The 18,560-nt window shown below is 47.0% G+C and carries 17 protein-coding genes; 16 read left to right on the top strand and 1 reads right to left on the bottom strand.

The window, feature by feature from the left end; translation table 11 throughout:
- Positions 1–429: 429 nt before the first annotated feature.
- From BMZ79_RS17820 to BMZ79_RS17800, 5 genes are all read left to right on the top strand, one after another.
- Positions 430–1,224 carry a class I SAM-dependent DNA methyltransferase gene (locus BMZ79_RS17820; protein WP_090642129.1) on the top strand — a complete coding sequence of 265 codons (795 nt, stop codon included), beginning with the start codon at positions 430–432 and terminating at the stop codon, positions 1,222–1,224.
- A gap of 499 nt (positions 1,225–1,723) precedes the next feature.
- Entirely contained in the window at positions 1,724–2,446 is a 723-nt protein-coding gene (locus tag BMZ79_RS17815; protein WP_090642128.1) for a hypothetical protein, read from the top strand.
- Positions 2,443–3,189, top strand: a complete 747-nt coding sequence (locus BMZ79_RS17810) for a hypothetical protein (RefSeq protein ID WP_090642126.1) — start codon at positions 2,443–2,445, stop codon at positions 3,187–3,189. The genes BMZ79_RS17815 and BMZ79_RS17810 overlap by 4 nt, the downstream gene beginning before the upstream one ends.
- A 430-nt stretch (positions 3,190–3,619) precedes the next feature.
- Complete coding sequence (locus tag BMZ79_RS33655) at positions 3,620–4,066, top strand: hypothetical protein (RefSeq protein WP_256252810.1); 447 nt, start codon at positions 3,620–3,622, stop codon at positions 4,064–4,066.
- 125 nt (positions 4,067–4,191) lie between these two features.
- Positions 4,192–5,013, top strand: coding sequence for a GNAT family N-acetyltransferase (locus BMZ79_RS17800; protein ID WP_090642123.1), 822 nt, complete (start codon positions 4,192–4,194; stop codon positions 5,011–5,013).
- A 257-nt stretch (positions 5,014–5,270) separates the two neighbouring features.
- Here the strand turns inward: BMZ79_RS17800 and BMZ79_RS17795 are convergent, their stop codons facing one another.
- Positions 5,271–6,188 (bottom strand): alpha/beta fold hydrolase, encoded by a 918-nt coding sequence (locus BMZ79_RS17795; protein ID WP_090642121.1) that lies wholly within the window; start codon positions 6,186–6,188, stop codon positions 5,271–5,273.
- Between the two features lie 285 nt (positions 6,189–6,473).
- Here BMZ79_RS17795 and BMZ79_RS33650 point away from each other — a divergent pair, with 285 nt between their 5' ends.
- The 11 genes from BMZ79_RS33650 to BMZ79_RS17750 all read left to right on the top strand — a co-directional run bounded on the left by BMZ79_RS33650 (position 6,474) and on the right by BMZ79_RS17750 (position 18,540).
- Positions 6,474–6,830, top strand: a complete 357-nt coding sequence (locus tag BMZ79_RS33650) for a hypothetical protein (protein WP_143088983.1) — start codon at positions 6,474–6,476, stop codon at positions 6,828–6,830.
- A gap of 6 nt (positions 6,831–6,836) precedes the next feature.
- Positions 6,837–7,541: a response regulator transcription factor gene (locus tag BMZ79_RS17790; RefSeq protein WP_090642120.1), complete on the top strand. Its 705-nt coding sequence runs from the start codon at positions 6,837–6,839 to the stop codon at positions 7,539–7,541.
- 4 nt (positions 7,542–7,545) lie between these two features.
- Positions 7,546–8,469: a sensor histidine kinase gene (locus BMZ79_RS17785; protein WP_090642118.1), complete on the top strand. Its 924-nt coding sequence runs from the start codon at positions 7,546–7,548 to the stop codon at positions 8,467–8,469.
- A 116-nt stretch (positions 8,470–8,585) separates the two neighbouring features.
- A complete protein-coding gene (locus BMZ79_RS17780) occupies positions 8,586–9,509 on the top strand; it encodes an ABC transporter ATP-binding protein (RefSeq protein ID WP_090642116.1) in 924 nt (307 codons plus the stop codon).
- Positions 9,502–10,275 (top strand): ABC transporter permease, encoded by a 774-nt coding sequence (locus tag BMZ79_RS17775; RefSeq protein ID WP_177222191.1) that lies wholly within the window; start codon positions 9,502–9,504, stop codon positions 10,273–10,275. The genes BMZ79_RS17780 and BMZ79_RS17775 overlap by 8 nt, the downstream gene beginning before the upstream one ends.
- Before the next feature lie 10 nt (positions 10,276–10,285).
- Positions 10,286–11,818, top strand: coding sequence for an alpha/beta hydrolase family protein (locus BMZ79_RS17770; protein ID WP_177222190.1), 1,533 nt, complete (start codon positions 10,286–10,288; stop codon positions 11,816–11,818).
- Positions 11,819–12,461: 643 nt separating this feature from the next.
- On the top strand, positions 12,462–12,815 hold the full coding sequence (locus tag BMZ79_RS33645; protein ID WP_143088982.1) for a hypothetical protein: 354 nt from the start codon (positions 12,462–12,464) through the stop codon (positions 12,813–12,815).
- 605 nt (positions 12,816–13,420) lie between these two features.
- A complete protein-coding gene (locus tag BMZ79_RS17765; RefSeq protein WP_090642111.1) occupies positions 13,421–14,320 on the top strand; it encodes a helix-turn-helix domain-containing protein in 900 nt (299 codons plus the stop codon).
- 343 nt (positions 14,321–14,663) lie between these two features.
- Positions 14,664–16,640: an ABC transporter substrate-binding protein gene (locus tag BMZ79_RS17760; RefSeq protein ID WP_090642109.1), complete on the top strand. Its 1,977-nt coding sequence runs from the start codon at positions 14,664–14,666 to the stop codon at positions 16,638–16,640.
- Positions 16,641–16,681: 41 nt separating this feature from the next.
- Positions 16,682–17,683, top strand: a complete 1,002-nt coding sequence (locus tag BMZ79_RS17755) for an ABC transporter permease (RefSeq protein WP_090642108.1) — start codon at positions 16,682–16,684, stop codon at positions 17,681–17,683.
- A 2-nt stretch (positions 17,684–17,685) separates the two neighbouring features.
- Positions 17,686–18,540, top strand: coding sequence for an ABC transporter permease (locus BMZ79_RS17750; protein ID WP_090642106.1), 855 nt, complete (start codon positions 17,686–17,688; stop codon positions 18,538–18,540).
- Positions 18,541–18,560: the final 20 nt, after the last annotated feature.

Here is an 18,560-nt window from a genome sequence, read left to right as displayed (position 1 = left end):
TTTTCCCCATGAAAAATCCCCTCCGGCAAACAACTAGTAAGTTCATCTTAACAGATGTCTTTTTCTTGTTGTCTACCGTGAGGGGATAATACCAATATCGCGGCTTTTTGTATTTATGGGGTCAAGTTCTTGTCAAAACCAAATGACAAGAACTTGACCCCGTTACCGAAATTGACAAGAACTTAATCTCATTCCCGCGCGAAAAGATTAAAAACCTCATTGATGAAGCATCAATCCAGAAATGACCGACTGCACTTTTGAACTAACGGGCAGGATAGTTCAATTTATAGCGATTTTCACCCGCAACAAATGTGATTTGTTTAGTAAACTGAAATGTGTATAAATTCCCCTGTTTAATCGGCGAGATAATTTAAGGCGGGACTCACGGGAGCAACTTCCCAAAGAGGAATAGAAGGAGGTCATCAAAGTATGCAACGACCCCAAATATGGCACTATGGCCTTGTCGCGCAATCGTGGGCGAATGCTACGGAAGCTGGTCCGGAAGGGGCGTACTATAAGAAGCTGATCGAGACGTCCGGACAACCGGCGCTTGATCTGGGCTGCGGCAGTGGACGCTTGTTGCTCCACTTTTTGCAGGCTGGTCTGGATGTGGATGGCTGCGACTACTCCGAGGATATGCTTGCAGTCTGCCAGGAGCGAGCAGCAAAGCATGGCGTTACACCCCGGCTCTATGCGCAGGCCATGCACGAGCTGGATCTGCCCCAGCGCTATAGGACGATAATTGCCTGCGGAGTGATTGGTCTCGGCGGAGAGCATCGTCTGACGATGCAGGCCATGCAGCGTTGCAATGAGCATTTACGTCCAGGCGGAACGTTCGCATTTAACTATGCGGTGCGATGGAACGATCCGCCCGCTTGGCTGGCGAGGTTGCCTGAGTACAGGCGGGCTGAACCCCAGGAATGGCCCGCATCCAGCGAGCGTCAGCGCCTGGCCGACGGCATGGAACTGGAAATGGCTGCCCGGACACTTAAGACAGATCCCTTGGAGAACGTCGCCACCCGTCAGATGCGAGTTCGGCTGTGGCACGAACAGAACCTTATCAAGGAAGAAGTTCACACGCAAATGGTGGAAGACTTTACGAAGAACGAGTTGGTGTTGATGCTTGAGCGCGCGGGCTTCAGCGACATCCAGATCTTTGGAGACTTCAGAGATGAACCAGCTACCGCAGACCACCATGATCTGGTCTTTATCTGCCGAAAGTAAAATCTCGTCCCCATGTCCTGAGCAAGGAATTGTGCGAGCAGGCAACGCAGAATTGTTGTTTTATAATAGGTATAGAAATTCTTGCGTTCATATCGCCGATAATCGGTATCCTTCATTCCGCTAACGGGACACAATAACACAACGAAAACAGGCTGCCGGCATTAAACGGTGGCCTGTTCCGCTAACGGGCATTTACGTGAATGTACCATCCTAGAAAAGTAGGCGACGATTCAACTAACGGGACACTTTAGCATAAAAAACAGAGAAGCATCCGTTCACTATGAACGGATGCTGTTTGTAGAAAATGGTAATTTGACGCAACTTCTAATAAAGGGAAAAGTATATAGCTATATAGCGATTTCTGAGAGCACCTTAAATCCCGCAAAGCGGGCAATTGAACGGAACGCGGCTTCTGCTCTAGTGGTCAGCCCTTCAATCAGATATCCGATCGGAGGGTTGATTTTTTTGCGACAATATTTGGAAAAATTGAGGTGATGGCATGCAAATAGGCTGGCATTATTCCTGGAATGTAGTAGATGCTGCTGCAGGATTGCTAGGTTGGCTCGTTGTGCTTGGTCTGGTAATTCGCCAACGCCAAAAGCAAGAGACTAGGCGCCCGATCTGGAAGATACTTATCGTGACACTCGCCGGCTTTTTTTCTTTATCGTTCAAAATCCCTTTATTCGGGCAAATCGTAAATATCGCCTTATTGCCGCTTGGTCTCTGGGTTGCGTATCTCTTTTTACGAAATCGGTCCTGGACGGACTTTCGTAAATTTGCTTGGATGGGCTTCGCCGCGAATTACTTGTTTCTGGTGACAGCTCTGCTTGCTGGATTCATTCATGGTTCCTTCTACGACAGCAATGACCCTTCCGCTTACTTGGCCCATTTGGAGAAAGCGAAGCTTCTTGCCATTCATCCGTCGGCAAGAGAGGCAACCTTCGAGAAAGAGCTGTTCTCGAGCTCGTTGGCAGAGGTAAAGGCCTCCGATTTGTCGGGTACGCTGGACTGGTATCGTAAATCAAAATTAGAGGATAGTACTCAGTATCAGCAAGAACGTTTCCCATATGCACTGCTCGGAGCAGAAGCTCGCTGGGGGAGCGGTCTCCATGCCTCAGCTTATTTTGAGGCAGATGGTAAGGGCTTATTGCTCGCTACAAAGGATCGGTATTACTACTACCGTTCTGAGAAGCCGATGTTGAGAATGGAGGGAAGAGAATGAGAGGAAGAAGACTGCTAATAGTCGTAATTCTTATAATTGCGGCTGCGATGTTCGTCTTCTTTCGTACTTATGACGGTACACCGGGGCCGCTTCCGAGTGCGGATGAAATTATAGTGGAGTTAAACGAGTACGACTCTGAAGCAGACGCGGTAGTCGTGCTCAACAATGTTAAGCTGACCGAACAACAAGTTTTTATCCCCTTTGTATCTAGTCAAGGTATTCACGGGATGGGATTCCTGAAATGGGAGAAGCGGAAGTGGAGCGTGGCTAGAGTAGATATGAGCGGCAGGCCCGAAGTAAGAGTCGCCGATCATTCCGATCCATCCGAGCGTTATGTGGTATGGAATAATAATCCTCTTGAGAAAATTAAGGAATTCCGCTTCTACCTTATTCGAGATCGAAATGCCGGTATGTCGAATGGAGTATATTACTATGTACCGCGCGTGCAAATGGAAATGCTCGTCAATGTAACGGAGCATCCGTATGGAGTAATGCAGTTTCCTGAGGAATGGGCAGAAATTATGCGCGAGGACGAGAAGCTAGGCAAGGCGCCTGCCGCTACTATCATGGATAATATGTTCACGCAGTCTTATTCTCGACCATCCACGATATATGTCGGGTATCTTCCCGTCTACGCCAAAGATGCACCTCAGCTCGGCAGCTCCTCCAAGAGCGGCGATGAGGATACGGAGTTTTTAATGATCATGAACGAGACGGATTTGGAGAGGCCGCAAATTGATTGATTCGCTGAAAGCTGCAAACTAAGCGAGTGAAACTATATCTACAATCTACGTTTTTGAAGAGAGCATCATTAAACTATCGGGACACGATAGTTGAAAAAACTAGAAAGTTATTATTTACAACTTGCTTGTTATTGAAATTAATGACTTTTGCTTACATAGCGTTTCCATGCATAAGCAATCAAGTTACCTACAAAAAACGAAAATGATTGTGTTACGGATAAGAACAGGACATAAGTGAGAGTGTAGTAATGGATTTCAAGCCAATACTCGTTTTATGTTGAAGTTATCGTCCGTAAAAGAATGAAACAATATCTATGCCGCCCTTAGGGGGATTTTAAACCTCCTACGTTTTTGATTAACCGTAATGAAATTCTTGAGGTGAGATCAAATACTAAAAATGGGAGTATCGAGTTTATTCATATGGGTTCTCATGATGCGGGAAAGGTTGAAAGTTCAGAAATTAAATTTAGCTGAGGAGATTACGTTAACGGGGCACGATGGTTCAATCATGACACGACGGCAGCCGGCCCTAGAACGATCGGCTGCCGTCGTTGCGCTAACGGGCAGGATACTTCAAAAACGTCACGAATATTCCAGAGGATTGCTGTTTCCGTATAGTAAAAATGAGGGGCTGACCATCCTGCCAAAGATGATTTGTACTTGCGGTTATGTGCTGCATTTGGGGGACATTCCTTGCAAGTCCCAGTACAACTTTATATCTGATGTTGATTATGAAAAAGAACAAGGAAGCCTCGATGCAGAAGAGCTTTATCTCAAAATGAAGATGTTCTTTGTCTGTGAAAGTTGTCATAGACTCTGGGTGTTTTGGAACGGCTTCGAAAATCCACCTCAGGAATACGTGCCATCGTCACGCTAACGGGACACGATAGTACAACGACAACAGGCAGCCGGCAGGAACGGTTGCCTGTTCAACTAACGGGTAGTATTGCGCAGTGAATACATATACGTTATATTGATGCGGACAGCCAAAGGAGAGAAAAAATGTTAACGACACAACAATTAATAGATATTGAACAATTGCAAAAAGAGTGCGAAACTCATGATCATTTACAACTGAAGCTTAACTGGGAAATGCTTAGAAAACGCGAATCTGATCAGCTAGATTTTTTTCATTACGAAAATGGCGAACTAGTAGCTTTTTTAGGTTTATATGCTTTTGGTTCTACAGTCGAAGTGTGCGGCATGGTGAAACCAAGTGAACGGCGAAAGGGGCATTTCCATCAATTGTTCCAACAAGGAATGGAAAAAATCAAACAAAACGAATACAAGAAAATCTTGTTGAACGCGCCTGCAGGATCAGATGCGGCAAAAGTGTTTTTGTACAAACAAGGTGCTGAGTATGCATTCTCGGAGCATCAAATGGAGTGGCAAGAAAAGCCTCTTGAAGAAACGGACGGTATTATTCTGAGGCAAGCAACATTAGAAGATTACGAAAAGCGTGTACGATTATCCGTTACGGCGTTCGGAGTGGACGAAGAAGATGCCAGGGCGATGGAAAGCCAAGTCTTTGTGGATAACACTGCGATGCTCATGATTGACGTGAAAGAAGGAACGGTAGGGAAAATTCGAGTGAGCCGAGAAGAGGGCCAAGCGTGGATTTATGGATTTTCAATATTGCCGGAACACCAGGGAAAAGGAATAGGCAGAAAAGTGTTGCGCCGAGTCATTAAAGAGCAAAGCTCTGCCGGTTACTCTATACACTTAGAAGTCGAAACAAAAAACGACCATGCGCTAAGGTTATATGAATCGGTTGGATTCAAAGTGGTACATGCGCAAGATTACTATAAATATCAACTTGGATGATAAGTGCGATTGAACTAGCTGGGAACTTTAGTTGAATGGAGAGTTGAATGGAGACAATAGTACCGACGCCGAATGAAGGAGCAGCTTGCGCCGCTCCTCGCGATCTGCCATGCGCGCGCGGACGGACCGCTTTCACATGGCTGGCCAGTGACGGATGTCGACTCTCGTGACTGCTTGGCAAGGCCCTCATTTCGATACGGCGCAATCGGCGCAAGCCTGTGGCGGAAAGTCCTCCGCCGCTGCGAGCTTGGCCGGCATTAACTCTCGATTTCGGCTCGAAGCTCATCTGCGGTCTGTTTTGGTGCCTGCAGATGCGGATAATGGCCCAGACCAGAGAGAATCGTAAGCTTTAAATTATTACGCTCAGCGAACTCGATGCCCATTTCCTTCTTGACGTAGCTATCCTTTTCGCCCCATATGACTTTCACGGGCACCTTGAGCTTCGACATATTGGCTTCAAAATAGTCCTGGTCGCGGGTAAAGTGCGAGTAGTAGTGATAGAACGCGTCGGCCGCAGTAATATTGCCGTCCCATCCTTTCGCTATATCGTCTCTGAACTCCTGGGGCAACATGTAGCGCTCTTCTGTCGGATTGTCGCGGAAGAATGTGTTTGCCAGAATTTCATCTCGGGTCTGGTTCATCGCAGCACGCACGACATCGGACGAGGGCTTAGATTTCAGGCCCGCCAGGTTTTCCCACATATACTGCGGCCGGTTGAACGGCGCAAAATCTCCGACGATGATCTTCCTCGCGATACGTGGCTGTTCCAGAGCGGCCAGCAATACCGGCAAAGCCCCAATATCGGTCGCGTAAATCACCAGCTTCGAGCTGTCGATACCGGAAGCGCGGATATATTGTTCCAGCACCTGGGCATAGTCTTTCGGTGCGTAGGAAAAGCGATCGGCGCTCGGACGTGAAGATTGTCCGTAACCGGGCCAGTCAAACGCATGAACCTCATAGTCGCTGGACAAAGATTCGGCAATCGGCTTCCACGCATACATCGACTCTGGGAAGCCATGCAGGAACAACACCGTATCCTTCGGATGGACAGGACGATAGACCATACGACGAAGCTTGATCTCCGAATTGACCTGTAACTCGCCAATCTCCATCTTTGGCGACGGTGCTAAGTCCAGTTTTGCGGCTCTTGCCATCGTTGTCGTGTCGTGGTTCATAAGATTTTTCCGCCTTTAGCTACATAATCTCGTGCTTAGATGCTGCCTTGCCCACAATCGATGCGATGCTCTGTAAAGTTAGTGTTCATTGTGGTGATCCCATCTGTCTACTAAATGTTCTTAAATATGATGTTCTGTCTTTTATAAAAATATACGGATATCGTAAAATGCTTGCTTTGTCATACCTAATTGCTGGGATATATCATCGTAACTAATTGCAACCCATCCTTTTTTTGCGAATCAGATCCATCGATCGGTCATGATACGGAAGGGGGTGTCCCCTTAATGATGTTCATCACTTGTTCGAGAATTTATTTGGGGGTGTTCGATGTGGATGAACCGAAAATCCACGAAACAACATCAACCGAAAATCCGTTGAAGTACCGTTCTGAAGGTTATTTGAATGCGCTGTTGTACCTTCACGGAGCAACAAAAACCGTCCCCGAGTTGACGACCGGGAGACGGCTGCACAATCCCATCCGACTTTTTCACTATCTACTTGATGGGGTAAAACCATTTCAGCAGACTTCATCCAGACGATTGCAGCTATTACGGAGCGACATGTCTCTAAGGAAAGCGCCTGCTTGTTATGAAGCGGCACTGGCGGTATATTTTGAGATATGTCGTTATCTGGGGGAGTAGATAGGTATGATCTCTACCCGTGTTCTCATAATTGAGGATGATCTGGAAATAAACCGGCTGATCACCCGCTACATACAAAAGGAAGGCTATGAAACGCAAGCAGCCTATAACGGCAAAGAAGCCCTCGCTTATATAGCCAATGAAGAGTACCAGCTTATTATTCTCGACCTTATGTTGCCTATTGTGGAAGGACAAGATATCCTGCGAAGGATCCGTGAGACCAAGACCACACCTGTCATTGTTTTATCAGCAAAGGATAGGGAAATGGATAAGATAAGTATGCTTGAGCTTGGAGCGGATGATTACATCACGAAACCCTTTACAATTGGTGAACTCATTGCAAGAGTTAAGGCTCATTTAAGGCGGTATACCGGATTCCAGTTGAGCCTCGCTGCTGTAGCTCCGAAAGTACTTAAGCACGGGGATTTAGAGCTGGATACGGGTTCCTGTGAGCTTACGGTGAAAGGACAAAAGAAGCCGCTAACCGCTAAAGAATATGCGATTCTAAAGCTTTTCCTATCTAATCCTACGAGGGTTTTTGCAAAATCCCATATTTTCCAAGCCGTTTGGCAGGAGGAGAGTATGTCTGACGACAATACAGTCATGGTGCACATCAACCGGATCCGGACCAAAATCGAAAAGGATCCTTCCAAACCCGTCTATATTCAAACCGTCTGGGGATTCGGCTACAAGCTAGGCGAGGAGGGATAATCGTTTGACTTATCCGATTATCTTCCTTGGTTTGTTACTTCTTTGCCTACTTATCATCTGGCGTCATATGCGGCAGCAGCGGGATATTCAACAAATAACCCGTATCACGACCGAAGTACGCAGTGGTAATCTTACCAGGCGGTACAGGCAGCAGACAACGAGCAAAACGCTGATGCTATTGGGGGAGGAATTGAACCGTTTAATGGACGTTATCCAAGAGTCGAAAGAGCGGACAACCCATCTCGAGGAAGAACGTAAACGAATGATCGCGAATATCTCTCATGATCTCCGAACTCCGCTAACTTCTTTGCTTGGCTATATGGAGGCCATTCAACTAGATGCAGACTTATCTGCCGAAGAACGAGACGTTTTTCTTCGCGTAGCGGTTAACAAGGGTGATGACCTGCTCGCTCTGCTGCAGGATTTCTTTGAATTGGCTCGGCTGGAGTCTGACCACTCCGAGCCTGAATTGCGCACTCTTGATGTGACTGTGCTCATACCCGAAGTTCTCGTTGACTTTTATCCGGATTTCGTAAAAGCGAATGTAACCCCGCTGCTCGACATTCCTGAACGTCCTATTAACGTTAGAGCCGATATTGCTTTCTTTAGGCGCATTTTGAATAATCTTCTGTCCAACAGCTTGCGTTATGGCACGGATGGCGGTGAAGTTGGCATTCGTGTATGTGAACAATCCTATACCATTATGGTTGAGGTGTGGGACAAAGGAAAAGGAATTGCCGCTCAAGATCTGCCTCATGTTTTCGAACGGTTGTATACCGGAGAAGCCTCCAGGAACAACTCCATTCGGGGCGCCGGTCTTGGACTAACCATTGTCAAAAATCTGGTCGAGAGGATGGGTGGCCGTATAACGGTATCTAGCACCCCTGGCGAGAAAACGATATTCACGTTTCACCTGATGAAAAGTTAAACCGTTACGGTTTGGCTTTTTCTTTTTTAATATTCGATTTAAGGTTTTTGTTAGGAATTTATTAATAGTCTGAGAAAACTGCCTGGTACACTAAGCTTCGAGAGGAGTTGATCAACGTGGATTATGTGCTGCGAACAAATCGCTTATCGAAACGATATGGCGGCAAAGCCGTCGTTCATAATCTTCATTTGAACATCCGGCAAGGAGATATTTATGGCTTTCTTGGACAAAACGGGGCCGGCAAAACAACGACGCTCCGTATGCTGATGGGGTTGATCCGACCAACGGAGGGGGAGATCGAATTATTTGGCCAAGAATTAAATAGAGGACGGTCGAAAGCAGCTATGGAACGGATCGGAGCGATCATTGAGTATCCCGGATTTTACTTAAACCTAAGCGCTGTAGAAAATCTGGACATTCACCGCCGGCTCATGGGAATGGGCAATAAAGAATATATCGAAGAGGCATTATCTTCAGTCGGTTTGATTGATGCCTCCAATCAGAAGGTGAAGGATTACTCGCTCGGCATGAAGCAGAGGCTTGGCATCGCCCGCGCTTTGCTTCACCATCCCGAGTTGCTTATCCTTGATGAACCTACGAATGGTCTGGATCCGGCCGGGATCAAGGAAATCCGGCAGCTATTCCTTAATCTAGCCAGATTACGCGGGATTACCATTATGATTTCCAGCCATCTGCTGAGTGAAGTCGAACAGTTAGCCACCCGTGTGGGTATCATTCATCAGGGATCGCTAATGGAGGAAATTGATTATGCGGACTTGCAGAGGAAAACCCGGCATTATCTGGAGCTCAGGGTCGATGACGACAAGAAGGCCGCTTATCTTCTGGAGCAAAAGCTGGGTGTATCGGATTACCGTGTAGCAGGACCGGGGATTCTGCACCTTTATGATTTTTTGGAACAGTCAACGAAGGTTAATTTTACACTGACGAGCGAAGGTGTTGGGGTGAAGGAGATTCGATTGTCAGGAGACAGTCTCGAAGATTATTTTCTGAAGTTAACGGGGGGTGCTCCGCTTGCTTAACGTCATTTATACCGAGCTGCTGAAGCTCAAACACTCGAAAATCCGATGGTTGGTGCTGCTCGGAGCTATTCCGGCCAACCTGATCACATTATTTGCCTTCCTGCCGAGAGTAACGCCCGATGGAACTCCGGCAGGAATAGATATGCAAGATATGTTCTACCGTCAAGGCATGATGCTGGTTATGGTGGGGCCGTCTATATTCGCCCTCATTACAGCCTATATCATTGCGCGGGAGTACCAGGAGCGCACGATTAACCAGTTGTTCTCCTATCCGGTTTCCCGTTTGGAAATTCTGGCGGCCAAACTCGTTGTCGTATTTCTCCTTATCATGCTGACAGCGTTATTATCTTTTGCAGCCGCGTTTGCCGTCGGTTTGGCAATGCTGCTCCAGGGTCGTATCGATTTCGATATGATATGGCTCGGATTCAAAACAAACATACTGGTCTGCCTGCTCTCGTTTGGTACGATTCCGGTTGCAGCTGCCGTGAGTCTTGTCGCGAAAAATATTATTCCTGCTGCCGTGATTGGCGTGTTTGCAACCATCGTTACCGTAATTGGCGCAATCGGCCATGGGCAAGGCAGTATTATGTTCCCATGGCTCGCGCCTTATTGGCCGGTCCGATATCTCGCCCAGGATATAGCGGATAATACAGGTCTGAACCCGTATGCGGTTCCCGCGTTGATTGTGTTGTCAGTAACGTTTATTCTTTCTTTGGCCATCAGTCTCATCTATTGCATGAGAGCTGATGTTCATAGCGGATCGTGAGGACTGGAACATGAGAATGCTAGAATTCCTATTACTTGCAGTAAATGTATGGTCGTTATTTTTAGTCTTTAGCAAGTCGTCCAGAAAAGTCTGGACAGGTATAGCCGCGGTCAATCTATTAATCCTTACTTTGCACGGTGTGATTGAAGGCTTCCGTTTCCAAATGATTTTCTCCTATTGCTTTGTTGCACTGCTGCTTATCTATACATTAATCAAGACTACAACCAGGTTATTTACAAAAAAAGCCCCAATCTGGCTGAAAGGATTCGTTATCTTGGTATCCGTCGGATTCCTTACCCTGACTTCTCTTCTCTCTTATGCTCTCCCTGTATTCGATCTTCCAAAGCCAACCGGCAACTACAAGGTAGGCGTAAAGGAGCTGCACTTCGTTGATGAGAAGAGGGAGGATTCATTCCTAGATAAGTCGCCAAAGCAACGTGAGCTGATGGTGAAGCTGTATTACCCAGCGGAAGAAAATAGTTCGAAGTCCTATGAGCCTTATTTGCAGCCTGAACTTGTTTCGTTATTCGCTTCGTTTTTTCACGTGCCTTCCTTTGTACTTGGGCACTTGGGTCTTGTAAAAACGGATACTATGGCCGATATACCGATATCCGAAAAGCAGAAGAACTACCCTATCGTTCTGTTCTCGCATGGTGCGGGAACGTCAATGGCCGTTCATACGTCCCAGTACGAGGATTTGGCCAGCCATGGCTATATCGTTGCTGCCATCGATCACGCATACGTATCGGCAGGTACCGTATTTCCCGATCATACTGTTTCCGCAATGGAGGCTACAACAGACTTCCATATAGCAGAGCCTGCTGAGATCATAACCCAGATTATGGCCGTTGACGTTTCCTTTGTTATAGATCAACTAAACGGACTAAACGACGGCAATGGCACAAAGAATAACAGCTTTAAAGGAAAGCTCGATCTCGGTCATATCGGCGTTATTGGACATTCCGTCGGGGGAGCATCTGCGTATAATCTGGCTATCCATGAAAAACGCGTAAAAGCAGCCGTAAATCTAGACGGCGCTGTTTATCTTACACCTGAGAACGAGGCTTCAATTGCGCCGTTTCTTATGTTGGCGAACGACAAGAACCATATTCAGCAGATTACGAAACGAAAACCGCTTATTCAGGACTTGGAAGAAGTGACTCCCGAGGAGCAAGAGAAGCTGATCTCAACATCGGTTTACGGCACAAGGAAAGCCTATTTAGAGGCCTACAACAAAGCGCAGAAAAATAGCATTGGACTGACGAACGTCTTGCAGACATCCGGCAACTTATTTACGATTAAAGGCAGCGATCATATGAAATTCACTGACATCGGCCTGTTCATCGGCTCTAATAAGCTGCGTAATATGATTGGCATTGGTGGTGATACAGACCCAGCGAGATGCCTAGTCATCACGGAAGCTTTAACACTCGCGTTCTTCGATCAACATCTTAAAGGCGTTACGCAGGACACCTTATCGCCCTTACTTCAGAAGTACCCCGAGCTGGTGAAAGTAACCATTCCTTCGAACTCATTACACTAACTGGGAACGATAGCTCAATAGTGAAACGACGGCGGCCGGCCGGAACGTTCGGCTGCCTTTGTTCAACTAACGGGCAGGATAATGGTAACAACTGGAGAAGTAATTCAACGACGATAGGATTGGTTATAGTATTGAATTGAGGGAAAATGGAGAAGTCTACTATTATAGTAAAAGAAAAGGTTTAGAGTAATATTCAACATAGTGGGGATACGAAATGACGATAAAAATAAGAGTACAGATATGAATCGAACTCAGTCAAATTTATAAATCGTAATCAATAGATTGGAGTGATTCGATATAAAACACCTAGTTGGGATTCAAATTGAGGGGACAATTTATGCAAATCAAGGTGATCTAGGGCATAACGAATTCCTACAAGCTTTTATCGAATTTATCGAGAGTAAAGGATGGCATTTCGGTGGTGGGAGCAATCAGATAGATGAAAGTGGAGACCAAATTCAGGATATCGATTGAACTAATGGGACACGATAGTTCAACAAAACACGAAGGCAGCCGGTCAGGAGAAGTCGGCTGCCTTTTCAACTAATGGGCAGTAATATTGAATATAGAATTCAAGAAAAGGGGTGTGGTAAGTGATGCCGAATTGAATATACACTAAAGTAGTTAAAGGGGGAACGTGGAATTGAACAAATTTAATTTTTATGCGGCTATGGTCTATGATTGGGATAGTTTAAAGATAGAAGATGAGCTTAATATATTAGGAATTGCAGCTGCTACGTTTACCACCACATGGGATGTCCCTGTAAAAATCACACCGTCTCAAGAAGAGGCATATGCATTCGTAATGGAATATGAGCAATCCCGCGGCAAAAGATTTTCCATGAATGAGTTGACTAAAATTTCCGCTGCGGCTACATATTGCTTATCATACGTTGCACGCTGCGAGCATGCACTTGACTCAGAATGCAACAACTATGAAGGCAGCTTTCGGCAAGCATTAGCATCAATGACCGGAGATAATTATTTAAATTTATAACAAGTTTTCATTAAACTCCCTCGGTTTATCATTGAACTAACGGGACACGATAGCTCAATGCATGTAGAGCAGTTGCCGGCGGCAGCTGCTCCATTTCACGTTCCGGCGACGGGCAGGATAGTTGAATTCATTACTGAATATCTAAAGTTGAGCTAATGTGTGGGGAATTTATGGATTGGAGGGTTATGACGAAGTCGGTGAAACTAATGTTAATGTTAGTAGGAATAAGCATCATGTTATTTGCAGCAGTGTGGACGATCGACCCAGGTGCTAGCTGATTATTTTCCTTAATTGGATTCATCTCTGGAGATTCGAGGAATTAGAGAAGCAACAAGCGGGGAACGACTCAAACTTTAAGGGAGGTGAATCATGTTTGAGTTACGGGGTTGGATTGAGACACCGCACGCTTGACATACATCAAACCCTTAATAAGGATCTGATCTGTGAACGTTTTTATACAAATTGGCACAATCCATTTACCAAACAATGAATATAGCGTATTCTTTTCATGCTCTGACCATTTTATGGATTTTACAGGTACTAGAATTATGAAAATCGAGAAATATTAATGCGACGTCTATGTTCTGACATACAGTGGATACAGTATGGGTATGGTAGGGATAGCAGTTATCCCGTACATTTACAAAGGGCAGGGATCGTTGATGGATATCGGGTTTATCGACTGCATCTGGAATTTTTCCACCGATCCGTCGGAACGGGATAATAAAGAAGGACGATTTCAGTCCCATTCCCATGAGTCTGCCGAGGTTACTCTCCTCATGCACGGTCAAGGCTATTATGCATCCGGAGAGCAGAATATGGAGGTCGTGCCCTGTGATCTCTTGCTTATTCCGGCGGATCTGAAACACAGTTATGTCTGCACGAAAGCATGGGAAGGCTACTCCCTGCACGTCTATGATCAGTACATTCCGCCATATTGCCAATACCTGATGTCACTTGCTTTTTCCCAGCGGCCCGGAATGATTCTGAAAGCGGCTCTTAATCCCTCTGCGATGGAGCGGGCGTTGACAGCTATGCGGCAGATTGAAGAAGAGTGCAGGCGGGAGGAGCAAACCGATTATTCAAGCGATCTGCTCCGGAATGCATTGGAGTCGCTCCTGCTTGCTTATCACACCGGAATCGAAGAGTCACGGCCCGTCGAGTCGAATGGCGACAATCCGGAAGAACAGATGCTTCAGGATGCGCTTAAAGAGATTCACCAAAACTACCACACGTCTCTCAAAGTATCTACTCTTGCTGCGAACCATTACTTGTCCGAGAGCATTTTTCGAAAAAAGTTTACGGATCGCTTCGGCGTTTCGCCAAAGCAGTACATCATTTCTCTGAGGATTGATGAGGCCAAGCGTCTGTTGGAAACTTCTCGCAAGCCCGTTGAATTTATCGCTTCGGAAGTCGGCTTCAGCTCCTCCAGCCGCTTCCATGATCTCTTCATTAAGCATGTGGGCATGACGCCGATGGAATGGAGGCGAAACGGAAGTCCGTAAGTAGACCTTCCTTATTTGCCTGTAAAGGACCTTTTCAGATTGATAAGCACCCATTGAAAGCCTCGACGTAGAGGCTTTTTTTGTTTTTTTTGCCGACGTAGAAGGCTGTAAGATAGAAGGGGTACTTGCTCGTTCAGGGGTACAGAAACCTAATCCGGCGCATCCGGCAAAGAATAACTATAGTTATTTTCGACCGTCGAAAACGAAGAGATTTAGGTCTTTTTCGGCGTTTTTATGTAAGCGTTTTTATGAACATGGCATTCCGTTGGGCCGCTATAATGGGGAGATTCCAAGATTCTACAGGTGATTCAGTTGGGAAGATAATCAGGACGGGAGGACCTTCATGAACCTCTGGAGGAAACGAAAAAGATTACCAGCAATGTGCGCCGTATCCGCCGTACTGGGAGCCTCGATACTGCTCTCGGGCTGCGGCGCCTCCGCTCCGGGACTGGTAGATCGTCTGAATGCAGGTGATGTCAACGATTTGCAGCAGCCCGTTTCGGCCGAGCAACTAAGGTATAACAAGGACAAAATTTTTCATGGTTTGGGTGGTTGGCCCAAACCGCCACTGTATCAGGGCAATCCGTTCGGATCCGGCGGCATCGGGGATACGAATAACCGTTACATGTACGAAGGCCTCTTCTTCTTCATCCGGTCCATGAACAACGTGTACAATTTGTTGGCAGAATCCAGCGAGGAGAGCGAAGGGGCGACGACAGTCCATTTGCATCGAAACGTCAAATGGCATGACGGTGCTCCGTTCACCAGCAAGGATGTTTGGGCCTACTACCGGTTAAATAACGGGGCTGAAGTCACAAAGTATTTAACCTCCATTGAGATACCGGACGACTATACGGTCATCTTTCATTGGATGAACCCGGCGCCGTATCCCGAACTGAGAAAGCTCCTCCTTGCACAGGATCTTCAGGGCCAAATACCGTACCACATTTACAAGCAGTACGTGGATAAGGCCGATGCCTTGTTGAAAGAAGCGAAACCGCTTACGGACAAGTCCAAGGATGGCCCGTTTAACCTCGATATTACCGATGAACTCAGTAAAAAAATCGCATTGAACTGGAATGAATTTACCCGCTCCGGCCCGAAAATCCCAGTAGGGACCGGACCTTATAAATTTGAGAAAGTAACTACAACGGATATGCTGCTGGATAAATTTGAGGACTACTGGAGACCGAATGCGGTCAACTACGACAAAATATGGCTCAAAAACGTTCCGGAGCTGTCCGCTCAATACGCGCTGATCAAAGCAGGCAAGCTCGACTGGTATGACGGGACTCCGCCCAAGGACATTCTCGAATCCTTGTTAAAGCAGAATAAGAATTTACTTCACTATCGGATGTTTGATCCGGCGAGTGTCGGGCTCATGTACAACATTCGCAACCAACCTTTTGAAAACATTAAGTTCCGGCAGGCGCTTACGTACGTGCTGGATAAGAGCAAGCTGAGGGAAATCGGGAATTATTACGGTCAGGAGAACCCGAAAATCTCCATGACTGGCATTATGCCTTCTTCCCTATCGAAGGAAGTGGACGCTTCCGTACTCGATAAGATGACGGATTATTCGCACAATCCGGAAAAGGCTGCCGCCCTCCTGACGGAAATCGGTTGGAAAAAGGGAAATGACGGTTTGTGGCACGACCCGGAGGGCAAGGTTCCTTCCTTTATCATCGGGGCGCCCAACAACTGGGCTCCCGGCGTGAATTCAGCTCAGATTGCCGCAGAGCAGCTAACCAAATTCGGTATTCCGACCAAGCTTAAAGCCGTGGACAGTACGATTTATTTCTCCAATGCGGATAAAGGGCAGTACGACATGTCCATGGACTGGGTTGACGTATCCTGGGGCTTTCAGAATCCTTGGAGCTCGATGCGAGTGTTGTTCTGGCAAGGAACAAAGACGAAGGTCGGGTTCCCGAACGTCAAAAAAAAGGATGCGGAAGGGAATGAAGTGGATACCGGTAAGCTTGATCTCAAAGTAAAGGGGATCGACGGCAAAATCTATGATATCGATAAAGAAATGAAACGCTACCCTTTCGTGCAAGACGAACAAGAACGCCGGCAAATAATCGATAATTTGGCCTGGATCGCTAATGAGAACTGCTGGGGAGTGAATTTCTTCCAAAACACAACAGGGGCTTGGATTAATACGAAAACGATGGCAGGCCATTACCCCATGATGGATGAGATTGTCAAATACGACCGGGATATGCCTCTGGCTACAGATCCGGAAGATCAACTGGCCATCACCCATTTAAATCATGGTTTTAACTCGACTTATATGCCGCAGGAATACTGGCCCCGCTAATATCGAAAGTCATAATGTTATCCTACTGGAGGTGACAGGAAGTGAGCCTGAAAGGGATCCTTAAACGAATTGGCGTCTCCTTGATTACCGTTTGTCTGGCGATGCTGCTCACCTTTGTCCTGCTGCGGATGACTCCGGGCAGCGCCATCGATTCTTGGGCACGGGATTATGCCCTGCAGCGGGGGATGAGCCTGGATGAAGCGTACCGTCAGATTACCGCGATGATTAACTATAATCCGAATGAGCCGATCCTCGCCCAGTTGGGGCGTTACTTAGGCGGACTGCTGCACGGAAATCTGGGCATGTCGATGATTTATCAGAACGTATCGGTCAATGAGATCATTGCCAATGCGCTGCCGTGGACGTTGTTTGTGCTTAGCGTGTCGCTGGTCATCAGCTTTTTGATCGGGATTAATTTGGGAGCGATGATGGCCTTTAAGCGCAAGACGATTCTGGATCCGATTATTTCGATCTATGCCATTCTGACTTCTTCCGTGCCCAATTTCATTGTGGGCATTTTGCTGCTCGTCATTTTTGCCTTCCAATTTGGCTGGTTCCCTGTTAATGGGGCTTATGACCCGATCGTTGAACCGGGATTTAACTTGCCTTTTATTCTGAATGTGTTATATCACGGCGCACTGCCGATCCTCACCTATGTCATTACAACGATCGGCACTTGGGCGCTGACCATGAAGGGAAGCGCGGTGAACGTGCTTGGTGAAGATTATATCGTTGCCGCGGGCATTCGTGGAGTGTCCGAAAGAACGCTCATGAGCCAATATATCAAACGCAACGCCATGCTGCCGCTGATTACGACGCTGGCTGTGAATTTCGGTTTCATGCTGGGCGGTTCCCCGTTGATCGAGAACGTCTTCAGCTATCCCGGCATGGGCTACTATATCGGGCAAGCTACGCAGCAGCGTGACTATACGTTGATGCAGGGCCTTCTGCTCGTGACCAGCGTCGCGGTCATTCTGGCGAACCTGGCATCGGATCTGATTTACGCGAAATTGGATCCGCGCGTTAAGCTTGAGGAGGGGTGAGCATGAGCCAAGGTTTTATCGACTTTTGGCAGACGATGTACCGTAACAAGAAGGCATTCTCGGGACTAATTATTTTGGCCGTCTTTATTTTCATGGCTATCTTTGGGCCGATTCTGACGAGTCTGGACATGACGGTTAATTTTGATGGACGATATGAAAGCCCTTCTTTCAGCCACTGGTTGGGAACGGATTATGGCGGACGGGATACGTTCCTGCAGCTGGTCTTTGGTTCCCGGGATGTGTTGTCCATCGGTCTGTTCGCAGCATTGTTCACGCTAGTTTTTGGTTTTGTTATAGGCGCTGTTTCCGGTTTTGTCGGCGGGAAGACGGATACGGTACTTATGTTTATCACAAACCTGTTTCTCACCGTTCCGAGCTTTCCTGTCCTCATGATCGTCGCGGCGCTCGTGCAGATCAAAAATCCGGTGATGTTCTCGTTAATACTGGCAGCCTGGTCATGGGCGCCGCTAGCCAGGGCGATCCGCTCCCAGCTGCTTTCGCTCAAGAACAGGGATTTTATCGTTGCATGCCGGATCATGGGACTCAAGATGCCTTACATCCTGTCCCGTGAAATTCTTCCGAACTTAACGCCTTATCTGGCCATTAACTTCATCATGGCAGCCCAAGGAGCGATTGTTGCCAGCGTGGGTCTGATGATGCTCGGTCTGGCTCCTTACTCGCCAACAAACTGGGGCATGATGATTCAACTGGCGGTCCAAAACACCGGAGGGATTTTTAATCCCAGGGGATACATCTATCTGATTTCGCCGATTATGTGCCTCGGGTTGTTCCAAATGGCCTGCATTTTCTTCAGCAACGGTCTGGAGGAAGCGCTGAATCCAAGGCTCAGGTCATGACGCCAGGTCATGAAACGTGT

The sequence above is a fragment of the Paenibacillus sp. UNC496MF genome, from assembly GCF_900113915.1.
Lineage (GTDB): Bacteria > Bacillota > Bacilli > Paenibacillales > Paenibacillaceae > Paenibacillus_Z > Paenibacillus_Z artemisiicola.
This window is presented reverse-complemented; position numbering and strand designations above follow the sequence as displayed.

What these genes read in the sequence shown, in the direction of transcription:
- BMZ79_RS17820 (WP_090642129.1), top strand. Translation starts at nt 430, where the DNA reads ATGCAACGACCCCAAATATGGCACTATGGCCTTGTCGCGCAATCGTGG.
- BMZ79_RS17815 (WP_090642128.1), top strand. Translation starts at nt 1,724, where the DNA reads ATGCAAATAGGCTGGCATTATTCCTGGAATGTAGTAGATGCTGCTGCA.
- BMZ79_RS17810 (WP_090642126.1), top strand. Translation starts at nt 2,443, where the DNA reads ATGAGAGGAAGAAGACTGCTAATAGTCGTAATTCTTATAATTGCGGCT.
- BMZ79_RS33655 (WP_256252810.1), top strand. Translation starts at nt 3,620, where the DNA reads ATGATGCGGGAAAGGTTGAAAGTTCAGAAATTAAATTTAGCTGAGGAG.
- BMZ79_RS17800 (WP_090642123.1), top strand. Translation starts at nt 4,192, where the DNA reads ATGTTAACGACACAACAATTAATAGATATTGAACAATTGCAAAAAGAG.
- BMZ79_RS17795 (WP_090642121.1), bottom strand. Translation starts at nt 6,188, where the DNA reads ATGAACCACGACACGACAACGATGGCAAGAGCCGCAAAACTGGACTTA.
- BMZ79_RS33650 (WP_143088983.1), top strand. Translation starts at nt 6,474, where the DNA reads ATGATGTTCATCACTTGTTCGAGAATTTATTTGGGGGTGTTCGATGTG.
- BMZ79_RS17790 (WP_090642120.1), top strand. Translation starts at nt 6,837, where the DNA reads ATGATCTCTACCCGTGTTCTCATAATTGAGGATGATCTGGAAATAAAC.
- BMZ79_RS17770 (WP_177222190.1), top strand. Translation starts at nt 10,286, where the DNA reads ATGAGAATGCTAGAATTCCTATTACTTGCAGTAAATGTATGGTCGTTA.
- BMZ79_RS17765 (WP_090642111.1), top strand. Translation starts at nt 13,421, where the DNA reads ATGGGTATGGTAGGGATAGCAGTTATCCCGTACATTTACAAAGGGCAG.
- BMZ79_RS17760 (WP_090642109.1), top strand. Translation starts at nt 14,664, where the DNA reads ATGAACCTCTGGAGGAAACGAAAAAGATTACCAGCAATGTGCGCCGTA.
- BMZ79_RS17750 (WP_090642106.1), top strand. Translation starts at nt 17,686, where the DNA reads ATGAGCCAAGGTTTTATCGACTTTTGGCAGACGATGTACCGTAACAAG.